This is a genomic window from Pantanalinema rosaneae CENA516 (genome assembly GCF_050753385.1).
Taxonomy (GTDB): Bacteria; Cyanobacteriota; Cyanobacteriia; order Leptolyngbyales; family Leptolyngbyaceae; genus Pantanalinema; species Pantanalinema rosaneae.
The window spans coordinates 1-21,531 of record NZ_JBLZFZ010000089.1; the positions used below are offsets into that span (position 1 = coordinate 1).

At 50.5% G+C, this 21,531-nt stretch carries 18 protein-coding genes; 13 read left to right on the forward strand and 5 right to left on the reverse strand.

Going from position 1 to position 21,531, the window contains the following annotated elements; all coding sequences use genetic code 11:
• Nucleotides 1–656: hypothetical protein (locus tag ACN4EK_RS29965; RefSeq protein ID WP_431662104.1), on the forward strand; the 656-nt coding region annotated here is incomplete at its 5' end.
• A gap of 69 nt (nt 657–725) precedes the next feature.
• Here ACN4EK_RS29965 and ACN4EK_RS29970 read toward each other — a convergent pair.
• Nucleotides 726–1,463, reverse strand: a complete 738-nt coding sequence (locus tag ACN4EK_RS29970) for a winged helix-turn-helix domain-containing protein (RefSeq protein ID WP_431662105.1) — start codon at nt 1,461–1,463, stop codon at nt 726–728.
• 371 nt (nt 1,464–1,834) lie between these two features.
• On the opposite strand from ACN4EK_RS29970, the gene ACN4EK_RS29975 reads away from it, so the two are divergent.
• From ACN4EK_RS29975 to ACN4EK_RS29995, 5 genes are all read left to right on the forward strand, one after another.
• Entirely contained in the window at nt 1,835–2,449 is a 615-nt protein-coding gene (locus ACN4EK_RS29975) for a CPP1-like family protein (RefSeq protein ID WP_431662106.1), read from the forward strand.
• A gap of 277 nt (nt 2,450–2,726) precedes the next feature.
• A complete protein-coding gene (locus ACN4EK_RS29980; protein ID WP_431662121.1) occupies nt 2,727–3,935 on the forward strand; it encodes a helix-turn-helix domain-containing protein in 1,209 nt (402 codons plus the stop codon).
• Nucleotides 3,935–4,126 carry a hypothetical protein gene (locus ACN4EK_RS29985; RefSeq protein WP_431662107.1) on the forward strand — a complete coding sequence of 64 codons (192 nt, stop codon included), beginning with the start codon at nt 3,935–3,937 and terminating at the stop codon, nt 4,124–4,126. The genes ACN4EK_RS29980 and ACN4EK_RS29985 overlap by 1 nt, the downstream gene beginning before the upstream one ends.
• A 37-nt stretch (nt 4,127–4,163) precedes the next feature.
• Nucleotides 4,164–4,541 (forward strand): PH domain-containing protein, encoded by a 378-nt coding sequence (locus ACN4EK_RS29990; RefSeq protein ID WP_431662108.1) that lies wholly within the window; start codon nt 4,164–4,166, stop codon nt 4,539–4,541.
• 95 nt (nt 4,542–4,636) lie between these two features.
• The gene (locus ACN4EK_RS29995; RefSeq protein WP_431662109.1) at nt 4,637–5,539 is read left to right on the forward strand and encodes a cell division protein FtsX; all 903 of its coding nucleotides are present in this window, start codon (nt 4,637–4,639) and stop codon (nt 5,537–5,539) included.
• 59 nt (nt 5,540–5,598) lie between these two features.
• Here the strand turns inward: ACN4EK_RS29995 and ACN4EK_RS30000 are convergent, their stop codons facing one another.
• Complete coding sequence (locus tag ACN4EK_RS30000; RefSeq protein WP_431662110.1) at nt 5,599–9,807, reverse strand: DEAD/DEAH box helicase; 4,209 nt, start codon at nt 9,805–9,807, stop codon at nt 5,599–5,601.
• A gap of 227 nt (nt 9,808–10,034) precedes the next feature.
• Between ACN4EK_RS30000 and ACN4EK_RS30005 the strand changes: the two genes are divergently transcribed.
• Nucleotides 10,035–10,865: a DUF3598 family protein gene (locus ACN4EK_RS30005; RefSeq protein ID WP_431662111.1), complete on the forward strand. Its 831-nt coding sequence runs from the start codon at nt 10,035–10,037 to the stop codon at nt 10,863–10,865.
• 65 nt (nt 10,866–10,930) lie between these two features.
• Nucleotides 10,931–11,722, forward strand: coding sequence for a CAP domain-containing protein (locus ACN4EK_RS30010; RefSeq protein ID WP_431662112.1), 792 nt, complete (start codon nt 10,931–10,933; stop codon nt 11,720–11,722).
• A gap of 21 nt (nt 11,723–11,743) precedes the next feature.
• Here ACN4EK_RS30010 and ACN4EK_RS30015 read toward each other — a convergent pair whose 3' ends face one another.
• Nucleotides 11,744–13,108 (reverse strand): PAS domain-containing sensor histidine kinase, encoded by a 1,365-nt coding sequence (locus ACN4EK_RS30015; protein WP_431662113.1) that lies wholly within the window; start codon nt 13,106–13,108, stop codon nt 11,744–11,746.
• Nucleotides 13,109–13,776: 668 nt separating this feature from the next.
• Between ACN4EK_RS30015 and ACN4EK_RS30020 the strand changes: the two genes are divergently transcribed.
• Nucleotides 13,777–14,403 (forward strand): L-threonylcarbamoyladenylate synthase, encoded by a 627-nt coding sequence (locus tag ACN4EK_RS30020; RefSeq protein WP_431662114.1) that lies wholly within the window; start codon nt 13,777–13,779, stop codon nt 14,401–14,403.
• Nucleotides 14,400–15,416, forward strand: coding sequence for a sensor histidine kinase (locus tag ACN4EK_RS30025; RefSeq protein WP_431662115.1), 1,017 nt, complete (start codon nt 14,400–14,402; stop codon nt 15,414–15,416). Before ACN4EK_RS30020 ends, ACN4EK_RS30025 begins: the two co-directional genes overlap by 4 nt.
• Here ACN4EK_RS30025 and ACN4EK_RS30030 read toward each other — a convergent pair whose 3' ends face one another.
• Nucleotides 15,417–15,887 carry a GNAT family N-acetyltransferase gene (locus ACN4EK_RS30030; protein ID WP_431662116.1) on the reverse strand — a complete coding sequence of 157 codons (471 nt, stop codon included), beginning with the start codon at nt 15,885–15,887 and terminating at the stop codon, nt 15,417–15,419.
• A 268-nt stretch (nt 15,888–16,155) separates the two neighbouring features.
• Here ACN4EK_RS30030 and ACN4EK_RS30035 point away from each other — a divergent pair, with 268 nt between their 5' ends.
• The 3 genes from ACN4EK_RS30035 to secA all read left to right on the forward strand — a co-directional run bounded on the left by ACN4EK_RS30035 (nt 16,156) and on the right by secA (nt 20,647).
• Complete coding sequence (locus ACN4EK_RS30035; protein ID WP_431662117.1) at nt 16,156–16,803, forward strand: diheme cytochrome C; 648 nt, start codon at nt 16,156–16,158, stop codon at nt 16,801–16,803.
• 9 nt (nt 16,804–16,812) lie between these two features.
• A complete protein-coding gene (locus tag ACN4EK_RS30040) occupies nt 16,813–17,592 on the forward strand; it encodes a class I SAM-dependent methyltransferase (RefSeq protein WP_431662118.1) in 780 nt (259 codons plus the stop codon).
• A gap of 232 nt (nt 17,593–17,824) precedes the next feature.
• A complete protein-coding gene (gene secA, locus ACN4EK_RS30045) occupies nt 17,825–20,647 on the forward strand; it encodes a preprotein translocase subunit SecA (protein ID WP_431662119.1) in 2,823 nt (940 codons plus the stop codon).
• A gap of 78 nt (nt 20,648–20,725) precedes the next feature.
• Here the strand turns inward: secA and ACN4EK_RS30050 are convergent.
• Nucleotides 20,726–21,531 (reverse strand): hypothetical protein (locus ACN4EK_RS30050; protein WP_431662120.1); only part of this gene is annotated, 806 nt, incomplete at its 5' end.

Below are 21,531 nucleotides of genomic sequence, written 5' to 3' on the forward strand. Positions count from 1 at the left end.
AGATGTGTATAAGAGACAGCTCTTCCCCCACCCCGATAGCCTCCGCCCTCCTAGCCACCAGCCTCTCTATTCTGATTGCCGTCATTGCCTGGAGAGTAGTATCTACGGTCAATCAAACGCGATCGTCTGAACCAATCCCTGAACCGTCGGCTGAACTTGCTCCTGCTCCTGTCACTCAGTCAACGCCCAGTTCCCCATCAGTACCGCCATCTCCAGTGCCTAGCCCACCTCAACCTGTGCCAAATTTACCTAATCGAGTGACTGGTCTGGATGAGCAAGCGATCTTAGCGGCAGTCCGCGATCGGCGGCGGGAACTGGGGATTGCCTATCCGTTTTTCACAAGTTTGGTGGATGAACTGTTTTACAAAAAATATCCTGATCTACAAGGGCAGAAGTTGGGAAATACGATAGAGCAGCAATCCCTACGGCAGGAATGGGCAACGATCGCAATGACGTTACTTGATCGTCTGGCAACGCTACCGCCAAATACCCTCGCTCAATTAGGACGCTGTCAGGTCGAAAATCACCCCACTGGGGACAATCGCTTTCCTGCCAGTGACCGTTTTGATCAGTTATTTCCAGAGTTGCAGGGGCAATCACTGAATCCAACCACCTTTGGGCAAATTGGGTGTGCGATCGCGACGACAAAGCCATGATGACGCTCACATACACAAAGGACACAGAATCCTGTGCCCCTATCAGAAAAAACCGACTGGAACGATCGCTTACGCAGAATCCTGTTTGAGGTTCGGAGGGGCTTCAAATTTGTAGCCGACTCCACGGACTGTCTGAATTAGCGCGGGTTGACTGGTATCAATCTCAATCTTCTTGCGGATTTGACCAATGTGAACATCTACCACCCGTTGATCACCGATATACTCGTAGTCCCAAACTTCCTGAATTAGCTCTGAACGTCGCCAAACGCGACCGGGATGGCTAGCCAGGAAATGTAACAGGTCAAACTCCAGGGCTGTAAGGGGGACAAGATCCTCATTCAGTCGAACTTCTCGCCGGACTGGGTCAATCACTAATTTGTCGAAGGTGAGACACTGCTGTTCGGCTGGTGTCACGATTCGTTGACGTTTTAAGATCGCTTCGACCCGTTTTTCCAGTTCTCCTAGACTAAAGGGCTTGGTGATGTAATCATCTGCCCCCTGGGTAAAGCCCATGATTTTATCCGCCTCATCTGCCCGACTGGTTAACATAAGAACAAAGACACCAGTTCGGCTTTGCATTTCTTGGCAGAGGTTATAACCATTGGCATCCGGTAAATTGACATCTAAAATGACCAGATCAGGATTGAACTGCTCGAAGATTTCCATCGCAGTCTTGCCATCCGCAGCGGATTCAGTCTGGTATTTTGGTTGTGTTTGTTGCTTTTGCTGGGTCAGAAACCGCTGAATTAAATTTCGGACAGCAGGATCATCGTCAACTACGAGAATCTTGGCAGGAGGCATAGCCATAGTCGTGCGTTGAGGGAAGGATAGGGTTTAGCAATTAGATCGGTTAGGTAGGACAACGTTGATTGGCAAAACGCCAAATGGGTAGATGCTAAAAACCGTTTTACGTCCAGTTGTGTATCAAACATTCTAGACAATTGTGGGTCACTCACCAGAGGGGAGGTTACCTATACTCCCAAATCAGACAAAATGCTGTGGGTTTGCAGGTCAAATTGTATCTACCCATGTGCATATTACGCAGAAAATATTTTCCACCAGCATTAGTATGCCCTAGCTTCTGCTAAGGGAGGACTACTCGCTAGAGATTCCATAAAAATTCTTGTGAATTTGCGATCGACTAAGTTAGGTTGAAGAAGAGGTGGAGTATACAGTTCATGAGCGAGCAAAATCCATACGAACAGCTAGGGGTTACTGAAAATTCCAGCTTTGAAGAAATTCAAACTGCCCGCAGTCGTCTGTGTGAACAGTACAAAGATGATCAAAAGCAACTGCAAGTGATTGAAGCGGCTTATGATGCCCTGTTGATGGAACGCTTGCGGATGCGGCAGGAGGGCAAGATTAAAGTGCCGGAAGGGATTCGCTTTCCGGAAAAGCGGGTACAACCCCCTCCCAGTACACCCCCGCAGCCCGCTCGGAATGCCCCTGCCTGGTTACAACGCCTGATTGATACACCTAGTTCGATCGATATTCTGCTACCTGCGGGGGTGATGGCAGGATTATCGGTGTTGGTGTATTTCTCCTACTCAGCGCTTCAGATGGCAATGGTGTTAGCCGCTGGCTCATGCTTATATTTTCTGTACCGTAAGGAAAAACGGCTCGGGCGATCGGTGCTGATTGGTTTGTTGGGTCTGTTGCTGGGGGTGATTATTGGCGGGTTGTTAGCCGTACCCCTGACTGATGTTTTGCGAGGAGTAGGGGTTCAGGGAGATCAGTTCGCTGCCATCATTGCATTTGTGATTCTTTGGTTAGTCAGTAGCTTTTTACGCTAATACAGAGTGAGATCTATCCTTTGAGAGTTGTCCCTTCCCTGGCGCACCTTTAAGCTGCGATCGCGATTGACTCAGGGAGTACAGCAACAACATTTTTTGTAAATTTGCGGGGCTGACGACTTTACATTTCTTCAAATCGTTTTCTATCATACTGACGGCGGCAAAGTCTATCGCGATTTTCTGCTTATGGCGGTGATGTTCCGTTTACGGATAGGAACAAGACTGCTTTACTAACATCTAGAAACGCATCATTGTTTGGGGGAGGCTAGACGTGCAGATGAAGGAACTCGATTTAGTTCAGGTTACACAACTGAAGCGAATTGCGGAACAGTTGCTAGAAACCCGTCAGCAAAAATCGATTTCGCTGGATGCGGTAGCCACTGCCACTTACATTCCGCAACGCCTTCTGCAAGCTCTAGAGGCAGAGCAGTTTGAGCGGCTCCCCGAACCTGTTTATGTGCAAGGCTTTATTCGGCGGTATGCTGACTACCTGGGTTTAGATGGCAGAGCCTTATCTCAAACCTTTGAACTCAATCCGATCGTGCCGTCCGCTCCAACCACGGAACCGTCTGCACCTCCAGTGGTCGTGCCTCCACTCAATTCATCGGCAATTCCTTCTGATGCGTCCCGGCAATCTGTAGATCCGCCAGCCACCAATTCCGCCGTTTCACAGCCCGTTTCTGAACCATCGGCGTTACCAGAGCGGTCTACTGCCAATATTGTGGAACCGGCGATCGGCTCCCCTAAATCCGCTGAGGTAGATGCAACTTCCGGTGTGCCTTCAGTTGACTCGCCGCCCCAACCGTCAGTTCCAGTCCCTCTCACTCCGCCGCTGCACTCCGAAACGACTCCACCAATTCAACCTGCCTCTGTCCCACCGGTGGCAATTACCTCTACTTCCTCTCCTCCGGTGGTGAATGCATCGGCAACTACGAGATCTCCTAAGCGTCCGGTTGCGCCACTGGTATTGGCAGGGGGGGCGATCGTGCTGCTAGGGCTGGGGGCAATGGCGATTCTGAATCGACCCCGCCCAACGGATCGACCAACGGTATCGACGACCACGAGTGATCTAACCGCGAATGTCTCTCCATCTCCGGCACCCTCGGTTGCCCCGGAGGTGGCTCCTGGCTCTCCCACAACTCCGAGTGTGACAAATGCTCCAGTTCAGGTCGCTGTCAACTTGACCGATCGCTCCTGGTTGGAAGTGATTGTTGATGGCAAGGTCGAAGTGGAAGATGTGAAAGAGAAGGGCTTCCAGAATACCTGGACGGCGGAACGGGAGCTATTTATTCGATCGGGGAATGCTGGGGCGGTTATTGTGTCGTTCAATCAGGCAGACCCAAAACCGATGGGGCAAGTGGGGCAGGTGGAGGAGATTACCTATACTCCCGATTCTACGGCGGCAACGGCAACGGAGACGGATACTATCTCTCAGTCCGCGGCAGAACCCCCGGCAGAACAACTCCAATCCAGTTCACCTAATTAGTGCGGTCAGCCGCTCGCCTGCCGTTTGTTAAGTCGAAGGAACTCGACGGATTTCAGGTGGATGAGAACGTTGAATCGATGTTTTTGGCTCAATGCGTCAGAGCCGTTGCAACAGCGGCGCTATCACCTGCATTGGTTATACCCTGCGATGGGCAGGCGCATCCTGGCTTAGAACAGCGATTTGGCGGTTAACTGGATAGGATGGATGAGTTGAAAGAGGGCATGAATAATGGGATTAATCTCAGGGTTGCTAGGAAATGCCACTGAAATCTCTGGTGAGCGACTGGAAAGACTATTCAACGAAATTCTGATTGCCGGTGAGCAGATCGAAAAAGCTTATCAAGTGATTCGGGATTTATTTGTATTTACGAATAAGCGCTTAATTTTGGTTGATAAGCAAGGTATGACGGGTAAAAAGATTGAGTTTCTGTCGATTCCTTACTCGAAAATCACCAAGTTTTCACGGGAGAGTGCCGGACATTTTGATCTAGATGCAGAGTTGAAGATTTGGGTGGGCAGTGACCCCATGCCGATCGTCAAGGAGTTTCGTAAAACGGTAAATATCAACGAGGTCTATGCGGTATTGAGCAAATACGTGTTGGATTAGACCATCGATTAGGGCGATCTATTGACGATCGCAAAATCATCGTCTAGCGTGAACCACGATCATTACATCCCCCAAGTTTGAGTGAGGTAGGTAGCGTGGTTCAACTGGCAACAAAATCCGACTATCTGATGCGCGAAACGCTCCTGGGATTGCGCCGGGGCGGTTGGATGAATTGGGCTGCCATTAGCACGATGACGGTGCTGCTATTTCTGTTTGGTGCCAGCCTCCAAGCCTCCTGGCAACTGGAAGGCCTAATTAACCAGTTTGGGAGTCAATTAGAGGTGTCGGTTTACCTGGATACGGGAGTGCAGGCAAATGACTTGAAACCGATGATTACCAGGTTTCCCGAAGTGGCGGCAGTCCAGGTGATTCCCAAAGAAACAGCCTGGGCAGCGTTAGTTAAGGAAATGGGCATGTCAGACATTTCGGGAGCGACTAAGCAACTGGAAGGGAATCCCCTCGTGGATGAGTTGCAAGTCAAGGCAAAGGATTCTGAGGTAGTGCCTGCCTTGGCGCAGAAGTTAGCCAAACTGACCGGAGTGGATGAAGTGCAGTATGTGGATGAGGCGGTGAAGCAGGTTGCCCAACTGAATCAGGGCTTGAGTTGGCTGAGTTTAACTGTGATTACTTTACTTACCCTGACGGCGATCGCGGTCATCACAACCACCATTCGCCTGATTGTATTAGCTCGTCGGCGCGAAATTGAAGTGATGCAATTAGTTGGTGCGACCACTTCAGCGATCTATCTCCCATTTATTTTGCAAGGGGTAACGTTTGGGGTGACGGGAGCGGCGATCGCCTGGATGTTGCTCAGTACCCTCCAGCATTTTTTAAGTAAGCTGTTGACCCGCCAACCAGAATTTGTGCAATTCCTGACGAATGGCTTGCAACTCAGCCCGTTCAAAGCCGTGTTGTTGCCTATGGTTCTGTTAGTGTTTGGCGCTTCGGTCGGAGTGATGGGTAGCCTATTTGCTGTCCGGCGGATTGCAGTACGGTAGATTGGGTCACTGTCCTGATGTTGCTCCGACCTCCTAGGGGTGATTGTCCGACCAGGGGTTTAGCCTTCGTTGATTAACTGGAGCAGTTGATCGGTCGAAATCTTGCCGCTCATATCTGTGCCTTCCAGAAGGCTATCTGCCAGGTCGCGTTTGTGGTGATGTAACTCGACGATCTTTTCTTCGATCGTATGTTTTGCGACTAACCGATAGATTGTGACGGGACGTTGTTGCCCAATGCGATGGGCGCGATCGCTGGCCTGGTCTTCCACGGCGGGATTCCACCAGGGATCCATGTGAATCACATAATCGGCAGCCGTCAGGTTTAAGCCAGTTCCGCCCGCTTTGAGGCTGATCAGGAAGACATCCCCTTCCCCAGCTTGAAAGGCATCGACTCGCTTTTTGCGATCGGCGGCGGGGGTGCTGCCATCTAGATACTGATAGCGGATCTGTTGTTGATCGAGGTAATCCCGAATGATGTGTAAGTGATCAACGAACTGACTGAATACCAGCGCTTTATGGCGGTTTTCGAGGAGTTCGGCCAGGACTTCCCCAAACAGTTGTAGTTTGGCACTGGATAAGCCAATTTCTGGTTTCACCAACCGGGTATTACAGCATGCCCGTCGCAGTTTCATGATTTCTGCTAAGACCTGTAAATGTTTGGCTCCGGCGGTGGCATCACTTTCCGAGAGTTTCGCGATCGCCTCCCGTCTCAGGGCTTCATAGAATGCCATTTCTTCTCGACTCAGTTCCACATGCAGCAGAATCTCGGTGCGGGAAGGCAACTCTTCCAACACCTGACTCTTGGTGCGGCGGAGAATAAACGGCTGAATTAGTTTCTTTAAGCGATGGCGGGCGGCTTTATCTTGATAGCGTTCGATCGGGTTAGCAAACCGTTGATTGAAGCTCTCTAATGACCCCAACAAACCGGGATTAATGAAGCGGAATAAATTCCATAATTCGCCTAAATGGTTTTCGATCGGCGTTCCGGTGGTCAATACCTTAAAGCCCCCTTGCAGATTCATCGCCGCCTGCGATCGCTTGGTGGCAAAGTTTTTGATCGATTGGGCTTCGTCCAGCACGATCGTTTGCCATTGCACGTTTGCCAGCATCTCTGCCACTTCCTCCTGCTGCAATAGACCGTAGCTACAGACCAGCAAATCAAAGGGCTGTAACTTATCCAGCATCTTTTGGCGATCGCCGCTACCGAACTGGATCGGGTTTAGGGTGGGGGCAAACCGTTGTGCTTCACTGATCCAGTTCATCCCTACGGAGGTAGGCGCGATAATCAGGGTGGCACCTTCGGGGGCGCGAGTCAGAATCACGGCGAGTGCTTGCAGGGTTTTGCCTAAGCCCATGTCATCTGCCAAACACGCACCGACTCCCCAATGGGCTAATCGAGCCAACCAGCGGAAGCCTTCAATCTGATAATCTCGCAATTCGGCTTGCAGGGTTGAGGGGACTTCGGGTTCTAAGTTCTGAATCTCCTGTAAGCGTTGAATATGGGCTTTCCAATGTTTGTCGGCTTTCAGGTGCCCCACTTCGTCAATCCAATCTTCGACGGCTAGAGCCGCCAGGGGATGTAACCGTACCCCCTTACCGGATCGCTCCGAGAACGATCGCAATTCATCCAATCGCTTGCGAAACTCTTGAGTCAGTGCCAAAAATTGCCCATCGGCCAGGGGAATAAATCGACCCGAATGTTGTTCTAACAACTGCATCAACTGCTGCATATCCAGCACCAGATTGCTGTCTAGCTTCAGTTCGCCTTCCGTTGCAAACCAGTCATTCTGGCGTTTGATTGCCAGTTTGAAGTCCTGTAAGGTGGCTTGATGGCTGACCCGTAGTTTTTCCCCTTCCGGCCATGCCATCACCACGCGATCGCCCAATGCTTGTAGTTCCAGCAATAATTCCAGGCAATCCTGGGGATCTTCAACTAACCATTCATCATCCCGTCCCTGCTGCGTAATTAACGTGGGGCAGGCGGCGATCGCCGCTTTTGCCAGTTGTTTTTCTTGCTTCAGGTTTCGGGTGGTTTGCAGACGCTTGCCATCAATTTCGGCGATCACGGTTTCGCCTCCAGTACCCGGTCGGTAGTAGGGCCCACCATCCACAAAGGGACGCGATAGCACTGCGACCTTTAACCCATCGCCCGCCGGTAGTAGATGAATATGGGGTTTTGGGTCGGATGGTACTGTTTCGGCACTCTCCACACCGCCGCCAATATCGGAGTGAACGGTGACAATGCCAGAGACAGCACTAATAGCTGCCAGTACCCGTTCTTTAGCGGCTTCTGGTACCTCCAACCGATTTTGTTGCCCCAAAATTTCGCCAATCCGCCGATGTTCGGCACTGACCTCAATTACCTTCAGTCGTGTCGGTGTTTCCTTGACTAACAAAATGTCTTTGTTCGCCTTCAACTCTGGGACAAATTGCAGGCTGAGTTGACCATTTTTCCCTTTTTTAACCAGTAATTCCGGTTCGCCTTTCACCACTTCGACCCGGATCTGAGAGTCTTCCCAAAACACCAGTGGATGACCAATTAATGCCGCGATCGCCTTATCGTTAAACTGATATTGGGTTTGACTGTAATACCCATAGGAATATTCCACTTCCAGTTGGGCACAGACTCGTAAATCCTGCGGGGTGAGATAAGCCAACTCTCCCGCTTTCTTCAAGCGTTTGAGGGCGATCGGGCGACCTTTACTCCATTCCCCTTTGGCGTTAATGGTTTGTTCGCGGGGTTGTAGCACATAGTTATTGCTGGAATAAAACGTCAAAAACCAGGCAAGTCGTTGGTTCGTCTGCGGTTTCGCACTGGGTTGCCCTGCCTCTTTACGGAGATTGGTGAGGGCATTCAAACATAATTCCCAGGTTTCCTGGGGTTGCAGGATGTCTACTAATGCCTGACAACCCAGTTGTTGGCGTAAATTTTGAGCGATTTTTTCATACTTGCGGGGTTTCAGGTGAGCCAGGAGAGCAGCGGCTTGCATGGCAAACCAGTGATAACCTGCCTCAGTGCCAGCCTGTTGAAAAAAAGGTTCTAACAATCGCGGCAGATGGGATTTCGCCTGATCGCGATCGACCCAATACAAACACAGGCAACTGAATAAGGTGGCTAAGCTATGTCCGGCTTCGTAGGGCGCGATCGACGAATTGAGAATAGTATCTTTGCGCGTCAAATCACCTTGCTGAATTTGGATGACCGCTAATAGCCGAGCATAGATATCGCTGAGCCAATGCTTGGCTTGTTGAGCGATCGCCGTGTATTCCGCTGCCTCACTCAGTCGCGCTGCCGAGCCATCCTTCAGCAATGCCAGGATAAAAAACAACCCACTCATGGATTGGAAATACAACTTGCGTTTGCCACTGCCTTTTTTCAGCACCTGGAGGGCTTGGGTGTAGGTAGCGATCGCGGCGGCATTGTCATCCTGCAAAAACTGGAGGCATCCTCGCACCGTCAGGAAGTTGATCGGTTGGGACTCAGAGAGTCCAGCCAGAACCGTCTCGGCTGTTTTGAGTTGCCCTCGTAGAATCAATTGATCGAGCAACACTAAGGGGAGAAAATCAGAGTCTTTACCCCGATCTAAAGCATCGGCTTGTAATAACTGGAATGCCTCATCTACTGGAGTAAGATGCAGCATGGAATGATTCAGAATACTGGTTAAGGCATTTTCATATAGGGCTTGGGGTAAAGTGCGAAACCAGACCGGATCAAAGGGATTATTGCAAATCTGTAGATAGACTTGATCGATCGCCAGCTTATTCTTTTGATAGGAATATTTGTAATAATTCTCAAGTTGCTGATTAATAAAAGGCAGATCTTGACGATATAACCCAATCCGAAACTCCCGAATGAATAAACCTTCACTGTTAAAGGTGCGGGGGCCATTTTTCCAGCGCTGGGGAATGGGAATGATCTTTTCAACGGTATTGGCAAAGGCATCAAATCGTCCTGTCTGCACGATATCCCGTGTCGCAACCTCTTTTAGTAACGGGTGGCACTGCGGTCCTTGCCCACTGTATTGAACTAATACTTCCAGGTCGATTAAGCGATCGAGATAGGGCTTAACCGATGTCGCCGTAAACGATGCTTCGTTCCGAGTGCGGACTCCAAGAGCGTTGAGACAACTGACAAATAGGGTGCGGCTAATTGGCTCATAAATTACTGAAAATAACTGAACGATCGTTTGTTCCAGGGGTAATAATTGGCGATAGGTTTTAATTAGTTGCTGGCGAATCTGTTGAGTCTCTACCTGCAAATCACTCATGATGCTCTGTTAGATATGACGTAAGATTAGTCTTCAGTTTGTCTCCACCCTAACGTGTTGAGGTTAATCTCAACGTTGGGATAGTTTCATTTTGCGTTAATTCTTTGCCCAGGCGATCGCAATGATCCTGAGCAACCCATTCCCCAGGACTGGTGAACTGGGCTAACTACCAAAGCTGGAAACTGGGGTTTAATAATAAACGACGATCGGGATGCAATTCTGCAATCATGAAATCCCAATGGGACTGTTTTCAGCAAAACCTTGGTGAGTGGCATGGTTCCTTCACCGCGCTATCAGCGACCGGGGAATGGCTCAGCGATACGCCATCCCAACTGCGATTAGAAGCGATCGGTGATGATTGCCAGGAGATTCGCCTGACTCTGCAACGGCAGGGACAAACCGATGTGGTGTTAAATTTCACCTCAGTTGGCATCGGCGGTGGACTGCTATTTTTTGAAACCGGAGCATTCTCGCAAGGCTCATTACAACTCGCTCCCTCGGCGCAATTTGGAGCGGAGTTAGCCCTGGTGCATGGCGATCGGCGATTACGGCTAGTGCAGATGTTTAATCCTACGGATCAACACTTGCAGACGTTAACGTTAATTCGTGAAGGTCGGGCGGGCAGCAATACCCCGGAGCGTCCCCCGTTGACCGTTGCCGATTTGCTTGGCACCTGGCAGGGAGAAGCGATTAGCCTGTATCCCAACTGGCGCAGTCCCGATCGTTGTGTCACCCAACTGACCCTCCGCCGGGAGGGCGACCAGATCTTTCAGCAACTGACCTTTGGGGATAGCAGCGGCGATCGCACCGTGACCTCAAAAGCGACAATCCGTGACTCAATTCTGGTCTTTGATCAGGGCGTACAACCGATCCACGTCGTATTACTACCGGATGGTGCATCATCGACCTGCCCGAGTCAAATCCAACGGGGACAGTCATTTTTTCTGGAAGCGGGATGGTTGATGCAGCCTCACCTGCGACAACGCTTGATTCGTCGCTATAACGAGCGAGGGGAGTTCGTCAGCTTGACCTTAGTGACAGAACAAAAGGTGGGTTAGGGAACTTGCTCCCAGGGGAACCATCTTAACTATCTAACTAGTCCAGTTCTCCCTTGAGTTACGCTATGACCCATTCTCAACCCCGTTCTTACAAAGTAGCGGCGATCGTCGCCGCCCTGCTGACGATGCCAACAATGATCGGGCTGCTGCCGATTTTTTCTCCCGGTCAGGTATCACCAGCCCTGGCGATGACCCAGATGGCGCAACAACCAACTCCTCCCTTTCCCCTCGACGGTAAGCCAGTGTATGTCAGACAAGGCAATCAATGGCAAGAAGCGCTGTTAGTTGGGTATGCCTGGAATAGTCGATCGGGCTATGTCTACACTGTGCAGTATGTCAGTAATAACCAACAGGAAAGGACTGTGCCGGTCGATCGCATCTTGTCGTTAGCCGAAGCCCAAAACCGTGGTATTGCCAGGGCGACCTACGATCTGTCGAGTCAGGCGGGAGTGCAACAAATGCTCAATGCCCACAACGAGTGGCGACAACGGGTTGGTGTTCCGGCGCTGACCTGGTCGCCTCAGTTAGCCAGCTATGCTCAGGAATGGGCAGAGAAGCTATTACGAGAAAATCGGTTTGAGCATCGCCAAAATTCTTCCTATGGCGAAAACTTAGCTTCGGCTTGGGGGCAACAACTCAGTCCCGATCGAGTGGTGAGAATGTGGGGCGAAGAAGTCAACGATTACGACTATGCGACGAACTCCTGCCAACCCGGTAAAATGTGTGGTCACTATACCCAGATTGTTTGGAGAACCACACAACAGGTGGGCTGTGGGATGGCACGCGGCAATGGTAAGGAAATTTGGGTATGTAATTACAATCCCCCAGGCAATTTCGTTGGGCGCAAACCCTATTAAGCAGAGGCGGCTGTTCTTAGCCTAATTCTGGGGCAAATTTGGTAGATAAATCGTAAATCGGCTACCTTGACCCAGGGTGGATTCTACGGTGACATCGCCACCATGCAACCGAGCCAGGTTACGGGTGAGAGCCAGCCCCAAGCCAGTGCCAGTATATTGGCGGTTGAGGTGGCTATCCAGTTGCTGGAACGGTTGAAACAAGAGGGGAAGTTGCTCAGAGGCGATGCCGATGCCTGTATCAGCGACTGTAAAGGTAATGCCCTCTGCCTGGGATTGAACAATCAGGGTGACGCTACCCGTTGGGGTAAATTTGATGGCATTGGACAGCAGGTTTAGCACCATTTGTCGTAAACGCCGCTCATCGGCAATACAGGTTGCGATCGTCGGATCAATTTGGCTTATCACCTGGAGTCCTGTTTGATTCGCCTGTTCTTGAATCAGTGACAGGCACCCTTGACACAGGTCAGCTACGAAGACCGGAGCGAAATCCAGCGTTTCCCGACCCGCCTCAACTTTAGCTAAATCTAAGATGTCATTAATTAACAGTAATAGGTGTTCGCCACTACTCCGAATATGACCAATATATTCTGCTTGTTTAGGATTTAATGCCCCGAACATCTCTTGCTGTAGCACTTGGGATAATCCCAATACGGCATTCAGGGGGGTTCGCAACTCGTGACTCATGGTTGCCAGAAATTCGCTTTTGGCATGGTTGGCTGTTTCTGCCTGTTGTCTTGCCTGTTCTAATTCCTGGGTGCGGGAGTCGATCAGGTGTTCCAACTGCTCATAGCTCTGGGCGGTACAAAGGGCGATCGCGGTTTGATCCTCCAGTCGTTGTCGCAGTTCTGCCTCAATGCGTTCTCGTTTTTGGAGTTCCGCTTTTAAGGCGGCATTTTCAGCTTCCAGCCTTTGAGTCTGCTGCATCTGGCAATACTGTAAATCCTGGTGTGCCTGTTGTAGGGAATGCTCAAGCTGTCTGAGATCAGTGACATCATGGGTAATTTCTAGAATTGCCACCGGATTTCCCTGCCCATCCCGTTGCAGGGTGCGGCGACTGGTCACATACACCTGAGAGCCATCCCGGCGAGTCCGCACCAGTTCCTTTTCCCACCGACCCTGCTGTAATACCTGGACTTTGCTGTCTGTCAGGGGGTGAGGCAGCTCGGTTTTTAGCAGGGTGTAGATATGTTGCCCAAGTGCTTCTGCTTTCGTCCAACCATATAGTTCCTCAGCAGCCCGATTCCAGAAGGTAATCGTTCCCTCAATGTCAAATGCCAAAATAGAATCATGCACTAGATCAAGCAATTGGGTATGAGCTTGAGCCATTAACGTCTGTGGTGCTAATAACCGTTCTACGGGTTTACGCCCTGCAACCAATTCCAACATGCTTGAAGACAGGTCAACCCCACTCATAGTAGGGCTAGTCTGAGATGAGCAACTGCTAAAGAACCTCGTTGTATTCACCAAGATGCTCCTGAAGGTAAATTGGTGGATCTGTAGAAAATACTGAGACAAGTAGAATCAACAAGGAAATTAATACTGATTGATCGAAACTAAACTGAATTCAACAGGGATAACCAATAGTCGTGTTAGGAGTAAATTCCTGATTGGGTTAAACCCCTTAGGAAGAAAAATAAATACGGTATAACCACTGACACTGCTATAAAGCAGCTAATTGGCACTGATCCTAATTGCCAGATTTAGGCAAATCTGTCATCAATGGCAATGCTTTACGCCTACCAAGAATTTAGACGACAACTGCCCTAAGGTGAGTGATCTCAGACACACGTTACCTGGTTTTGTGACTGAATTACGATCGCCACTCAGTAATAATTACGATGACTCCTGATTTCCAATCTTAAATTACGGCTTTCCTAAAAGAAACATAAATTAAAATTCCGTAAAGCTATAAATAAAACAAATCATAACTTCGTGAATCTGCAAATTAAAAAACTAATTTTTATAAACTATTCATATTTTCACTGAGGCAAGGTGTGTTTCTTCTGTGTTTCCCTAACCGTGTTTTCCGTATTGTGTTCCTTTCTGCTTGACTTATGCCGCAAGTTTCATTTTCGGATCTAATTACTGGGCTGCAATCGGGTAACTCTCTAGCAAGTTTTCCGACGGATACTGTTCCCGCCCTTGCCTGCCGCCCCGATCGGGCGGAGTTGATTTTTGAGGCAAAACAACGAAGTTTGGATAAACCATTAATCCTGATGGCAGGAAATATTAGTGATCTTTGGATATATACAGAGGGCTCATCCAGCGAACGCCAGATTTGGCAAGCGATCGCCACACAGTACCTGCCGGGGGCGCTGACCCTAGTGTTGCCTGCCAGTCAGCACGTACCCCCCAGTCTCAATCCTAAGGACCCAACCACCATTGGGTTACGGGTGCCCAATCACGCGATCGCACGAACCATTTTGCAGCACACTGGGCCCCTAGCCACCACCAGTGCCAATTTATCGGGGCAACCGCCCTTACAGACGATCGCTGAAATTGAGTTACAGTTTCCACAGGTGCTTACCCTGTCGCCCTTGGAGCTTCAGACCCAACCAGCGGTTCAGCCGTTTAGCGGTAATAGCCCTGCCTCCGGAGTCCCTTCTACGGTCGTGCGCTGGACTGGGCGTGATTGGGAAGTTCTGAGACAGGGAGCCATTACATTGGATAGGAAGTCATGAATTGGATAGACCTGGGATGGGTAGCGATCGGAATCGGCTTGGGATGGGGCATTCAGACACTATTGGCTCGACATCGGGTGACAGTCTCCCAGGCAGAGACGAATGCGCCGACTGATTTACTCTCCCCTGCACCTGCACCGGATGCCTGTACCGATTTGATTCAGCAACTGGAGGAGGTAGAACTGGCTTATCAACTAGCCACGGAAATGAGTCAGTTTAAGGGTGGCTTTCTGGCACGTACCTCCCATGAACTGCGATCGCCGCTGAATGGTTTGATTGGTATGCATCAGTTGATCATCTCCAAGCTATGTGATGGGCCTGAGGAGGAGCAAGAGTTTATTGCCCAAGCCCATGCGTCGGCTTTAAAGATGGTGAATGTGCTGGATGAAATTCTCCACATTGCCAAGGTGGAACAGGGGACGGGCAAGCTTGATATTCAACCCGTAGAGGTCGCTGGTCTTCTAAAAGATGTCGAGCGAATTACCCAGTTGCCAGCGAAAAACCGCAACCTGAAGCTGCATATTCCTTTGCCCGAGCCTGATTTGTATGCGCTCGCCGATCCCCGCTGTTTGCGGCAGGTGTTGGTCAATTTGGTGGATACCGTCATTAGCCAGGTACCGGAGGGTACGATCGCCCTGGAGACGCAAGTGGACGTGGATGCTGGCTATATTTACTTTGCGATCGCCAATCGCTACTTGACGGCACTTTTCAGTGAGCCGATCGATCTATTGCCACCTGCAATTTCGGAAACTGCGAGCTTACTGCGTGAAAATAGCACGACCCCGACTATCACGTTGCAACGTCAGGCGATTGCCCGATCGCAGCAAACCCTGTTCCCATCGCCCGGATTCCGGCTCCTGCTCAGCCAACTGGTATTACGACGGATGAATGGGCAGCTAGAAATTCTCTCGCCACCTGCCGATGCACCGGGGAATGGGTCGGCACTGACCCGCATCCAATACGCCATTCCCCGATTGATTCCAGAGGTAGAGGATGAGATGACACTTGGGTAACTATTGATTCCCGATCGCTGCCTCCAGTTCCTCGCGCAGGGCACAACTCACGGCGATCGGCTGGTTATGTAGCACCATAGTTGTACTGTGATTCTCGGCAAACCCAATGCGGCGATAGAACGATTCCTGGTGGGTCGTCATGAGGTAAACCCGCTCTACTCGGTTAACGTTGGGATGACTGAGGACGGTTTGCACCAGTTTGCGTCCCAGTCCGGCTCCCTGGTAGTTAGGATGGATGACGACATCCCAAATAGTCGCGCGATAAATCCCATCCGAAGTCGCTCTTGCAAAGCCAATTAATCGTTGTCCATCCCAGGCGCTAATCACAGGAACACTATTTGCGATCGCTACTGCCAGATCATTAATCTGGCGATCCTTGGCCCAGAATGCAGCCATCTGAAACAATTCCTGAAGCTGGTGCAGGTCTACCTGTTCTGGCTGATCACAAAACTGAATATGACGACAATCCATGCCAATCCCACTCAATCAGAATAAATATCTGCAATATCACCATAGATCAGTCATTCCCAGGAAGCGATCGACTGATGGCATGAATTGATCCCATTGGCAGGTACAAATATGCCTGGTAGCTGGCTATCTATCCGCATTGCCCAGATTCCTTCCACCATTCGTCTGTTCGCAATTGTCAACGACTGACTACAATACATTTTTGGCACTATTTAGTGAATCAATCCGTCATCCAACACACAGACCTTTACTTGAGTTGATTCTGTATCGTATGTCCCACCCGTCTCCAGATGCTGATCGCCAGTCTCTACCTATAGGATTTAGCTCAGTCCGGCGGAGTCGTCACCGTCCCCGATCGTTCCTGGTATTGCTGATCTTACTCCTGCTCTGGAGTGTGGGTTGGGGGGTAGGATTAGCGCAAGCCACGATGCCAACTCCAGTCCCAGTGGTGGCTCAGGCTCCGGTGTCACCCAGCCCAGCGGAATTACTGCAAACGACCCCTGTGGGAAACCAACCGTCGATCGGTACTGTGGACGTGGTGCCGGAGCGCTACCGGGCTGGACAAAAGCTTTATCTAGAGAACTGTGCCACCTGCCATGTGGGAATTCCGCCAGCCACGATGCCCTCAGAAACCTGGCGGCAACTGATTACTGACCCACAGCATTATGGTGCCGAAATTCGCCCGTTAGGAGCCATAGAAATTCAGGTGTTGTGGAGTTATTTACGGGATTACTCGCGACCGCAGGCAAGCGGGGAAGAATTACCCTATCGGTTGTATCAATCCCGCTATTTCAAAATCCTCCATCCCAAAGTCAAGTTTCCCCAACGAGTCAACCTCGACAGTTGTATTACCTGCCATCCCGGAGCCAGGCAGTATAATTTCCGCAGCCTGACCAGTGAATGGCAAGATGCCCCATAGGAGATGGTGATGCTGCCCAATGATCCCGATCGCGTCTGGGAATACTACGGTCAACAGGATCCCTATTATGGGGTTCTCACCTGGGATGAGTATAAGCGGGAGAATTTAGATGCGGCGGCGATCGAACGGTTCTTTGCCTCGGGTCAGTCCTACATTGACTTAGTGCTGCAAACGATTCATCAGCATCTGGATCCAGAGTTTTGCCCCACCCGGGCATTAGATTTTGGTTGTGGAGTGGGTCGGTTAGTCATTCCCCTGGCAGCGATTTGCCAGTCTGCGATCGGGGTCGATATCTCAACCGCCATGCTGCAAGAAGCGGAACGAAATTGTCAGCGCTTCGGGGTGTCGAATGTGGAGTTGCTGCAAAGTGACGATCAGTTGTCGCAACTGCAAGGTAGCTTTGATCTGATCAATTCCTTCATTGTGTTTCAGCATATCCCCTGCGATCGGGGCGAAATGATTTTGCACCAGATGATCGATCGCTTAGCTGCTAATGGGGTGGGAGTGTTGCACTTTACCTATTACAAACAGCCCCCGCCGACCCGCAAAGGGCAATGGCTACTGTGGGCGTATCAGTCGATACCGGGATTATTTGATCTCCGCAATCGGCTCAAAGGGCTATCGCAGGCTCAACCAATGATGCAGATGAATGAATATAACTTGAATCATCTGTTCCGAGCCTTATATCAGGGGGGATGCCAGCACTGTTATGTACGGTTTACCCAGCACGAAGATACTCAGGGCGTGATTTTGTTCTTTCAAAAGAAAGTGCTAACTGTACCCCGGTAAGGCACAATCAAGCGGTCGATCGCGGAATTCGTCAGGGTTTCAATCATGGGCGATCGGCATCGGGTTGACGATAATTCTCTCCCAACCATTCCCGAACCCCTTTGAATCAAAGTGATAGGATTAAGGTACTCTGGGTCAGTCAGCCCAGTTCTAGCGGCAATGACCTGAACTGACTCACATCCGACTGCATCAGTTATTCCTGTTCGAGACTAAATCCTGTTATTCCAATACCATGTTCAAGACTCTGCTGGGTGATCCCAACACACGTAAGCTCAAAAAGTATCAACCGCTCGTAGCTGAAGTTACCCTCCTAGAGCAGGACATTCAGCCACTATCAGATCAGGAACTACAAGGTAAAACAGCAGAGTTCAGGCAACGGCTGGAAAAAGGCGAATCTCTGGATGATATTTTACCCGAAGCCTTTGCGGTGGTACGGGAAGCGGCGCGGCGGGTGTTGGGAATGCGCCACTTTGATGTGCAAATCCTCGGTGGCATGATTCTGCATGATGGGCAGATCGCTGAGATGAAAACGGGGGAAGGTAAAACCCTGGTGTCTACGCTACCGGCTTACCTGAATGCCATTAGTGGCAAAGGGGTGCATGTCGTGACGGTGAACGACTACCTGGCTCGCCGGGACGCGGAATGGATGGGACAAGTCCACCGCTTCTTAGGACTCAGCGTGGGGCTAATTCAGCAAAGCATGACTCCCGTCGAACGGAAGCGGAACTACGACTGTGATGTCACCTACGGCACAAACAGTGAACTGGGGTTTGATTACCTGCGGGATAATATGGCAACCTCAATGTCAGATGTCGTGCAGCGTCCCTTCAACTATTGCGTGATCGACGAAGTAGACTCGGTGCTGATTGATGAAGCCCGGACTCCGTTGATCATCTCCGGGCAGGTCGAGCGTCCCAGTGAAAAATATACTCGGGCGGCGCAAATTGCCAATGCCCTGAATAAAGAAGAACACTACGAAGTGGATGAAAAGCAGCGCAACGTCTTGCTGACCGATGAGGGGTTTATTCGCGCTGAACAGATGCTGGAGGTGACGGATTTATTTGATCCAAAAGATCCCTGGGCACACTATGTCTTTAATGCCATCAAGGCAAAAGAACTATTTATTCTGGATGTGAACTATATTGTCCGCAATAATGAAATTGTGATTGTGGATGAATTCACTGGTCGGGTCATGCCGGGTCGCCGCTGGAGTGATGGACTACACCAGGCGATCGAAGCGAAGGAAGGCACCGAAATTCAACCGGAAACTCAAACCCTGGCAACCATTACCTATCAAAACTTCTTTCTGCTCTATCCCAAACTGGCGGGGATGACAGGAACCGCCAAAACTGAAGAAGCGGAATTTGGCAAGATTTATAACCTGGAAGTCACTACGATTCCGACGAACCGGACGAACGTTCGACGCGATTTATCCGATGTGGTCTATAAGACGGAAGCAGGTAAGTGGAAGTCGATCGCGGAAGAATGTCGGGAAATGCACGAACTCGGTCGCCCGGTACTCGTGGGCACAACTAGCGTCGAGAAATCAGAATTACTGTCGCGCTTGCTGCACGAACGGAAGATTCCCCATAACCTGCTGAACGCCAAGCCGGAAAACGTGGAGCGGGAATCGGAAATCATCGCCCAAGCCGGACGCAAGGGAGCCGTGACGATCGCTACGAACATGGCGGGTCGGGGAACGGACATCATTTTGGGTGGTAACGCCGATTACATGGCGCGGTTGAAACTGCGGGAATACTTTATGCCCCGGATTGTGCAACCGGAGGACGAAGATGAGTTTGGAGTGACGGGCGTTCCCGGTGTGGGTAAACGCAGTGGTGGGGAAGGGTTTACTCCCGGTAAAAAAGTTAAGACCTGGAAAGCGTCACCCCAGATCTATCCGACGGAACTCTCGAAGAACACTGAAAAACAGTTGAAGGAAGCCGTTGATTTTGCGGTGAAACAGTACGGCGAACGATCGCTGCCGGAATTGGAAGCCGAAGATCGAGTGGCGATCGCATCGGAAAAAGCGCCGACTGACGATCCAGTGATCCAAAAGCTGCGGGAAGTCTACAACCAGATTCGCCAGGAGTACGAATCCTTTACAAAGCGGGAACATGAGGAAGTTGTCCAATTAGGTGGCTTGCATGTGATTGGTACAGAGCGGCACGAATCCCGCCGGATTGATAACCAGTTACGCGGTCGAGCCGGACGACAGGGCGACCCCGGTTCCACCAAGTTTTTCCTCAGTTTGCAAGATAACCTGTTGCGGATCTTTGGCGGCGATCGAGTAGCGGGCATGATGGAAATGTTCCGCGTGGAAGAAGATATGCCGATCGAGTCTGGGATGCTGACGCGATCGCTGGAAGGGGCGCAGAAAAAGGTGGAAACCTACTACTACGACATCCGGAAACAGGTGTTTGAGTATGACGAGGTGATGAACAACCAGCGCCGCGCCATTTATGCCGAACGGCGACGGGTACTGGAAGGTCAAGACCTGAAGGAACAGGTGATCAAATATGCCGAGCAAACGATGGATGACATTGTCACGGCGTACATTAACCCCGATCTGCCCTCCGAGGAATGGGAATTGGATAAATTAGTCGGCAAGGTGAAGGAGTTCGTTTACCTGCTGGAAGACCTGGAACCCAAGCAACTGGAAGATTTGACTGTTGGGGAAATTAAGAGCTTCCTGCATGAGCAAGTCCGGATTGCCTATGACTTGAAGGAAGCCCAAATTGATCAAATCCAACCAGGACTAATGCGGCAAGCCGAACGGTTCTTTATCCTGCAACAGATTGATACCCTCTGGCGCGAACACCTGCAACAAATGGATGCCCTGCGGGAATCTGTTGGGCTACGGGGATATGGTCAGAAAGATCCCCTGATCGAATACAAGAGTGAAGGCTACGAACTCTTCCTGGAGATGATGACCGATATTCGCCGGAATGTCGTCTACTCCCTGTTCCAATTCCAGCCTCAAATTGCCCCAACGGCTCCAGCCGCGACAGCAGGTGCCGGCTTGGATGAAGAAATCGAGGTTGAGGAATACTAACCCGATTGGAAATTGAGTTTGAGCAATAGTAGAGGGGCGATCGCGCGATCGCCCTTTTTGCTATCCAGGTCAGGGGAATCACTGTTTTACAGCAAACAGACGTTGAATGCCGTTAACCCACCAGCGTTCGTAGCGGTAGAGCAGAAAAGCGATCGCGGGAGCCAGCAGACAACAGAGCAGGAAGAAATGGGTGATCACGGATAAGTCAACATGAAAATATTGGGTCGCCAGGATAACAAAATCATTGTCCATTAGCCCACCACCAATTCCCGCTTCATAGTTGGCACGATAATCCGGATCACGGATGAGTTGCCAGGAGAACTGTAATCCGGAAAAAAAGGTATAGAAGCCTAACATGGCATAAATGGTCCGATCGCCCGCAAAGCGACAATAGTATCCGCTAATCGCCAGATATAAACAAAGGACGATCGCGAGCGCTTCCATGCCTTTGCCCATGAAGATCGATAGGATCATGTTCAAACTGGTCAGTAAACAGAGGGTATAGAGCAGCGTGAAGCCAGCGAGAACCCCCAGAACACGGGGATAGTGGCGCGATCGATAAACCAAGTAGCCAATTCCGGCATAGATTAACCCGAGTACCAGGATCGATTGTCCGAAGGTCAGGGTGACTCCACCGCCATAGAGAATGTTGACACTGGGAATGGCGGGTCTGCCAAACAACCAATGGGTGACAGCATGACCCAATTCATGTACCAGCACCAGGAAGCCGTAGAACAGAACCCGTAATAGTCCCACATTCATCAACACGATCGCCAGCACCAATCCGACGACTAAGGCATTTAAGCCCTGGTTACTGATTTTGAGGGGAAATAAGCCTGCTTGAGGGGGAGGGGGAAGATGGGGCCTGTCTCTTATACACATCT

What these genes read in the sequence shown, in the direction of transcription:
- ACN4EK_RS29970 (WP_431662105.1), bottom strand. Translation starts at nt 1,463, where the DNA reads ATGGCTATGCCTCCTGCCAAGATTCTCGTAGTTGACGATGATCCTGCT.
- ACN4EK_RS29975 (WP_431662106.1), top strand. Translation starts at nt 1,835, where the DNA reads ATGAGCGAGCAAAATCCATACGAACAGCTAGGGGTTACTGAAAATTCC.
- ACN4EK_RS29980 (WP_431662121.1), top strand. Translation starts at nt 2,727, where the DNA reads ATGAAGGAACTCGATTTAGTTCAGGTTACACAACTGAAGCGAATTGCG.
- ACN4EK_RS29990 (WP_431662108.1), top strand. Translation starts at nt 4,164, where the DNA reads ATGGGATTAATCTCAGGGTTGCTAGGAAATGCCACTGAAATCTCTGGT.
- ACN4EK_RS30000 (WP_431662110.1), bottom strand. Translation starts at nt 9,807, where the DNA reads ATGAGTGATTTGCAGGTAGAGACTCAACAGATTCGCCAGCAACTAATT.
- ACN4EK_RS30005 (WP_431662111.1), top strand. Translation starts at nt 10,035, where the DNA reads ATGAAATCCCAATGGGACTGTTTTCAGCAAAACCTTGGTGAGTGGCAT.
- ACN4EK_RS30010 (WP_431662112.1), top strand. Translation starts at nt 10,931, where the DNA reads ATGACCCATTCTCAACCCCGTTCTTACAAAGTAGCGGCGATCGTCGCC.
- ACN4EK_RS30015 (WP_431662113.1), bottom strand. Translation starts at nt 13,108, where the DNA reads ATGTTGGAATTGGTTGCAGGGCGTAAACCCGTAGAACGGTTATTAGCA.
- ACN4EK_RS30020 (WP_431662114.1), top strand. Translation starts at nt 13,777, where the DNA reads ATGCCGCAAGTTTCATTTTCGGATCTAATTACTGGGCTGCAATCGGGT.
- ACN4EK_RS30025 (WP_431662115.1), top strand. Translation starts at nt 14,400, where the DNA reads ATGAATTGGATAGACCTGGGATGGGTAGCGATCGGAATCGGCTTGGGA.
- ACN4EK_RS30030 (WP_431662116.1), bottom strand. Translation starts at nt 15,887, where the DNA reads ATGGATTGTCGTCATATTCAGTTTTGTGATCAGCCAGAACAGGTAGAC.
- ACN4EK_RS30035 (WP_431662117.1), top strand. Translation starts at nt 16,156, where the DNA reads ATGTCCCACCCGTCTCCAGATGCTGATCGCCAGTCTCTACCTATAGGA.
- ACN4EK_RS30040 (WP_431662118.1), top strand. Translation starts at nt 16,813, where the DNA reads ATGCTGCCCAATGATCCCGATCGCGTCTGGGAATACTACGGTCAACAG.
- secA (WP_431662119.1), top strand. Translation starts at nt 17,825, where the DNA reads ATGTTCAAGACTCTGCTGGGTGATCCCAACACACGTAAGCTCAAAAAG.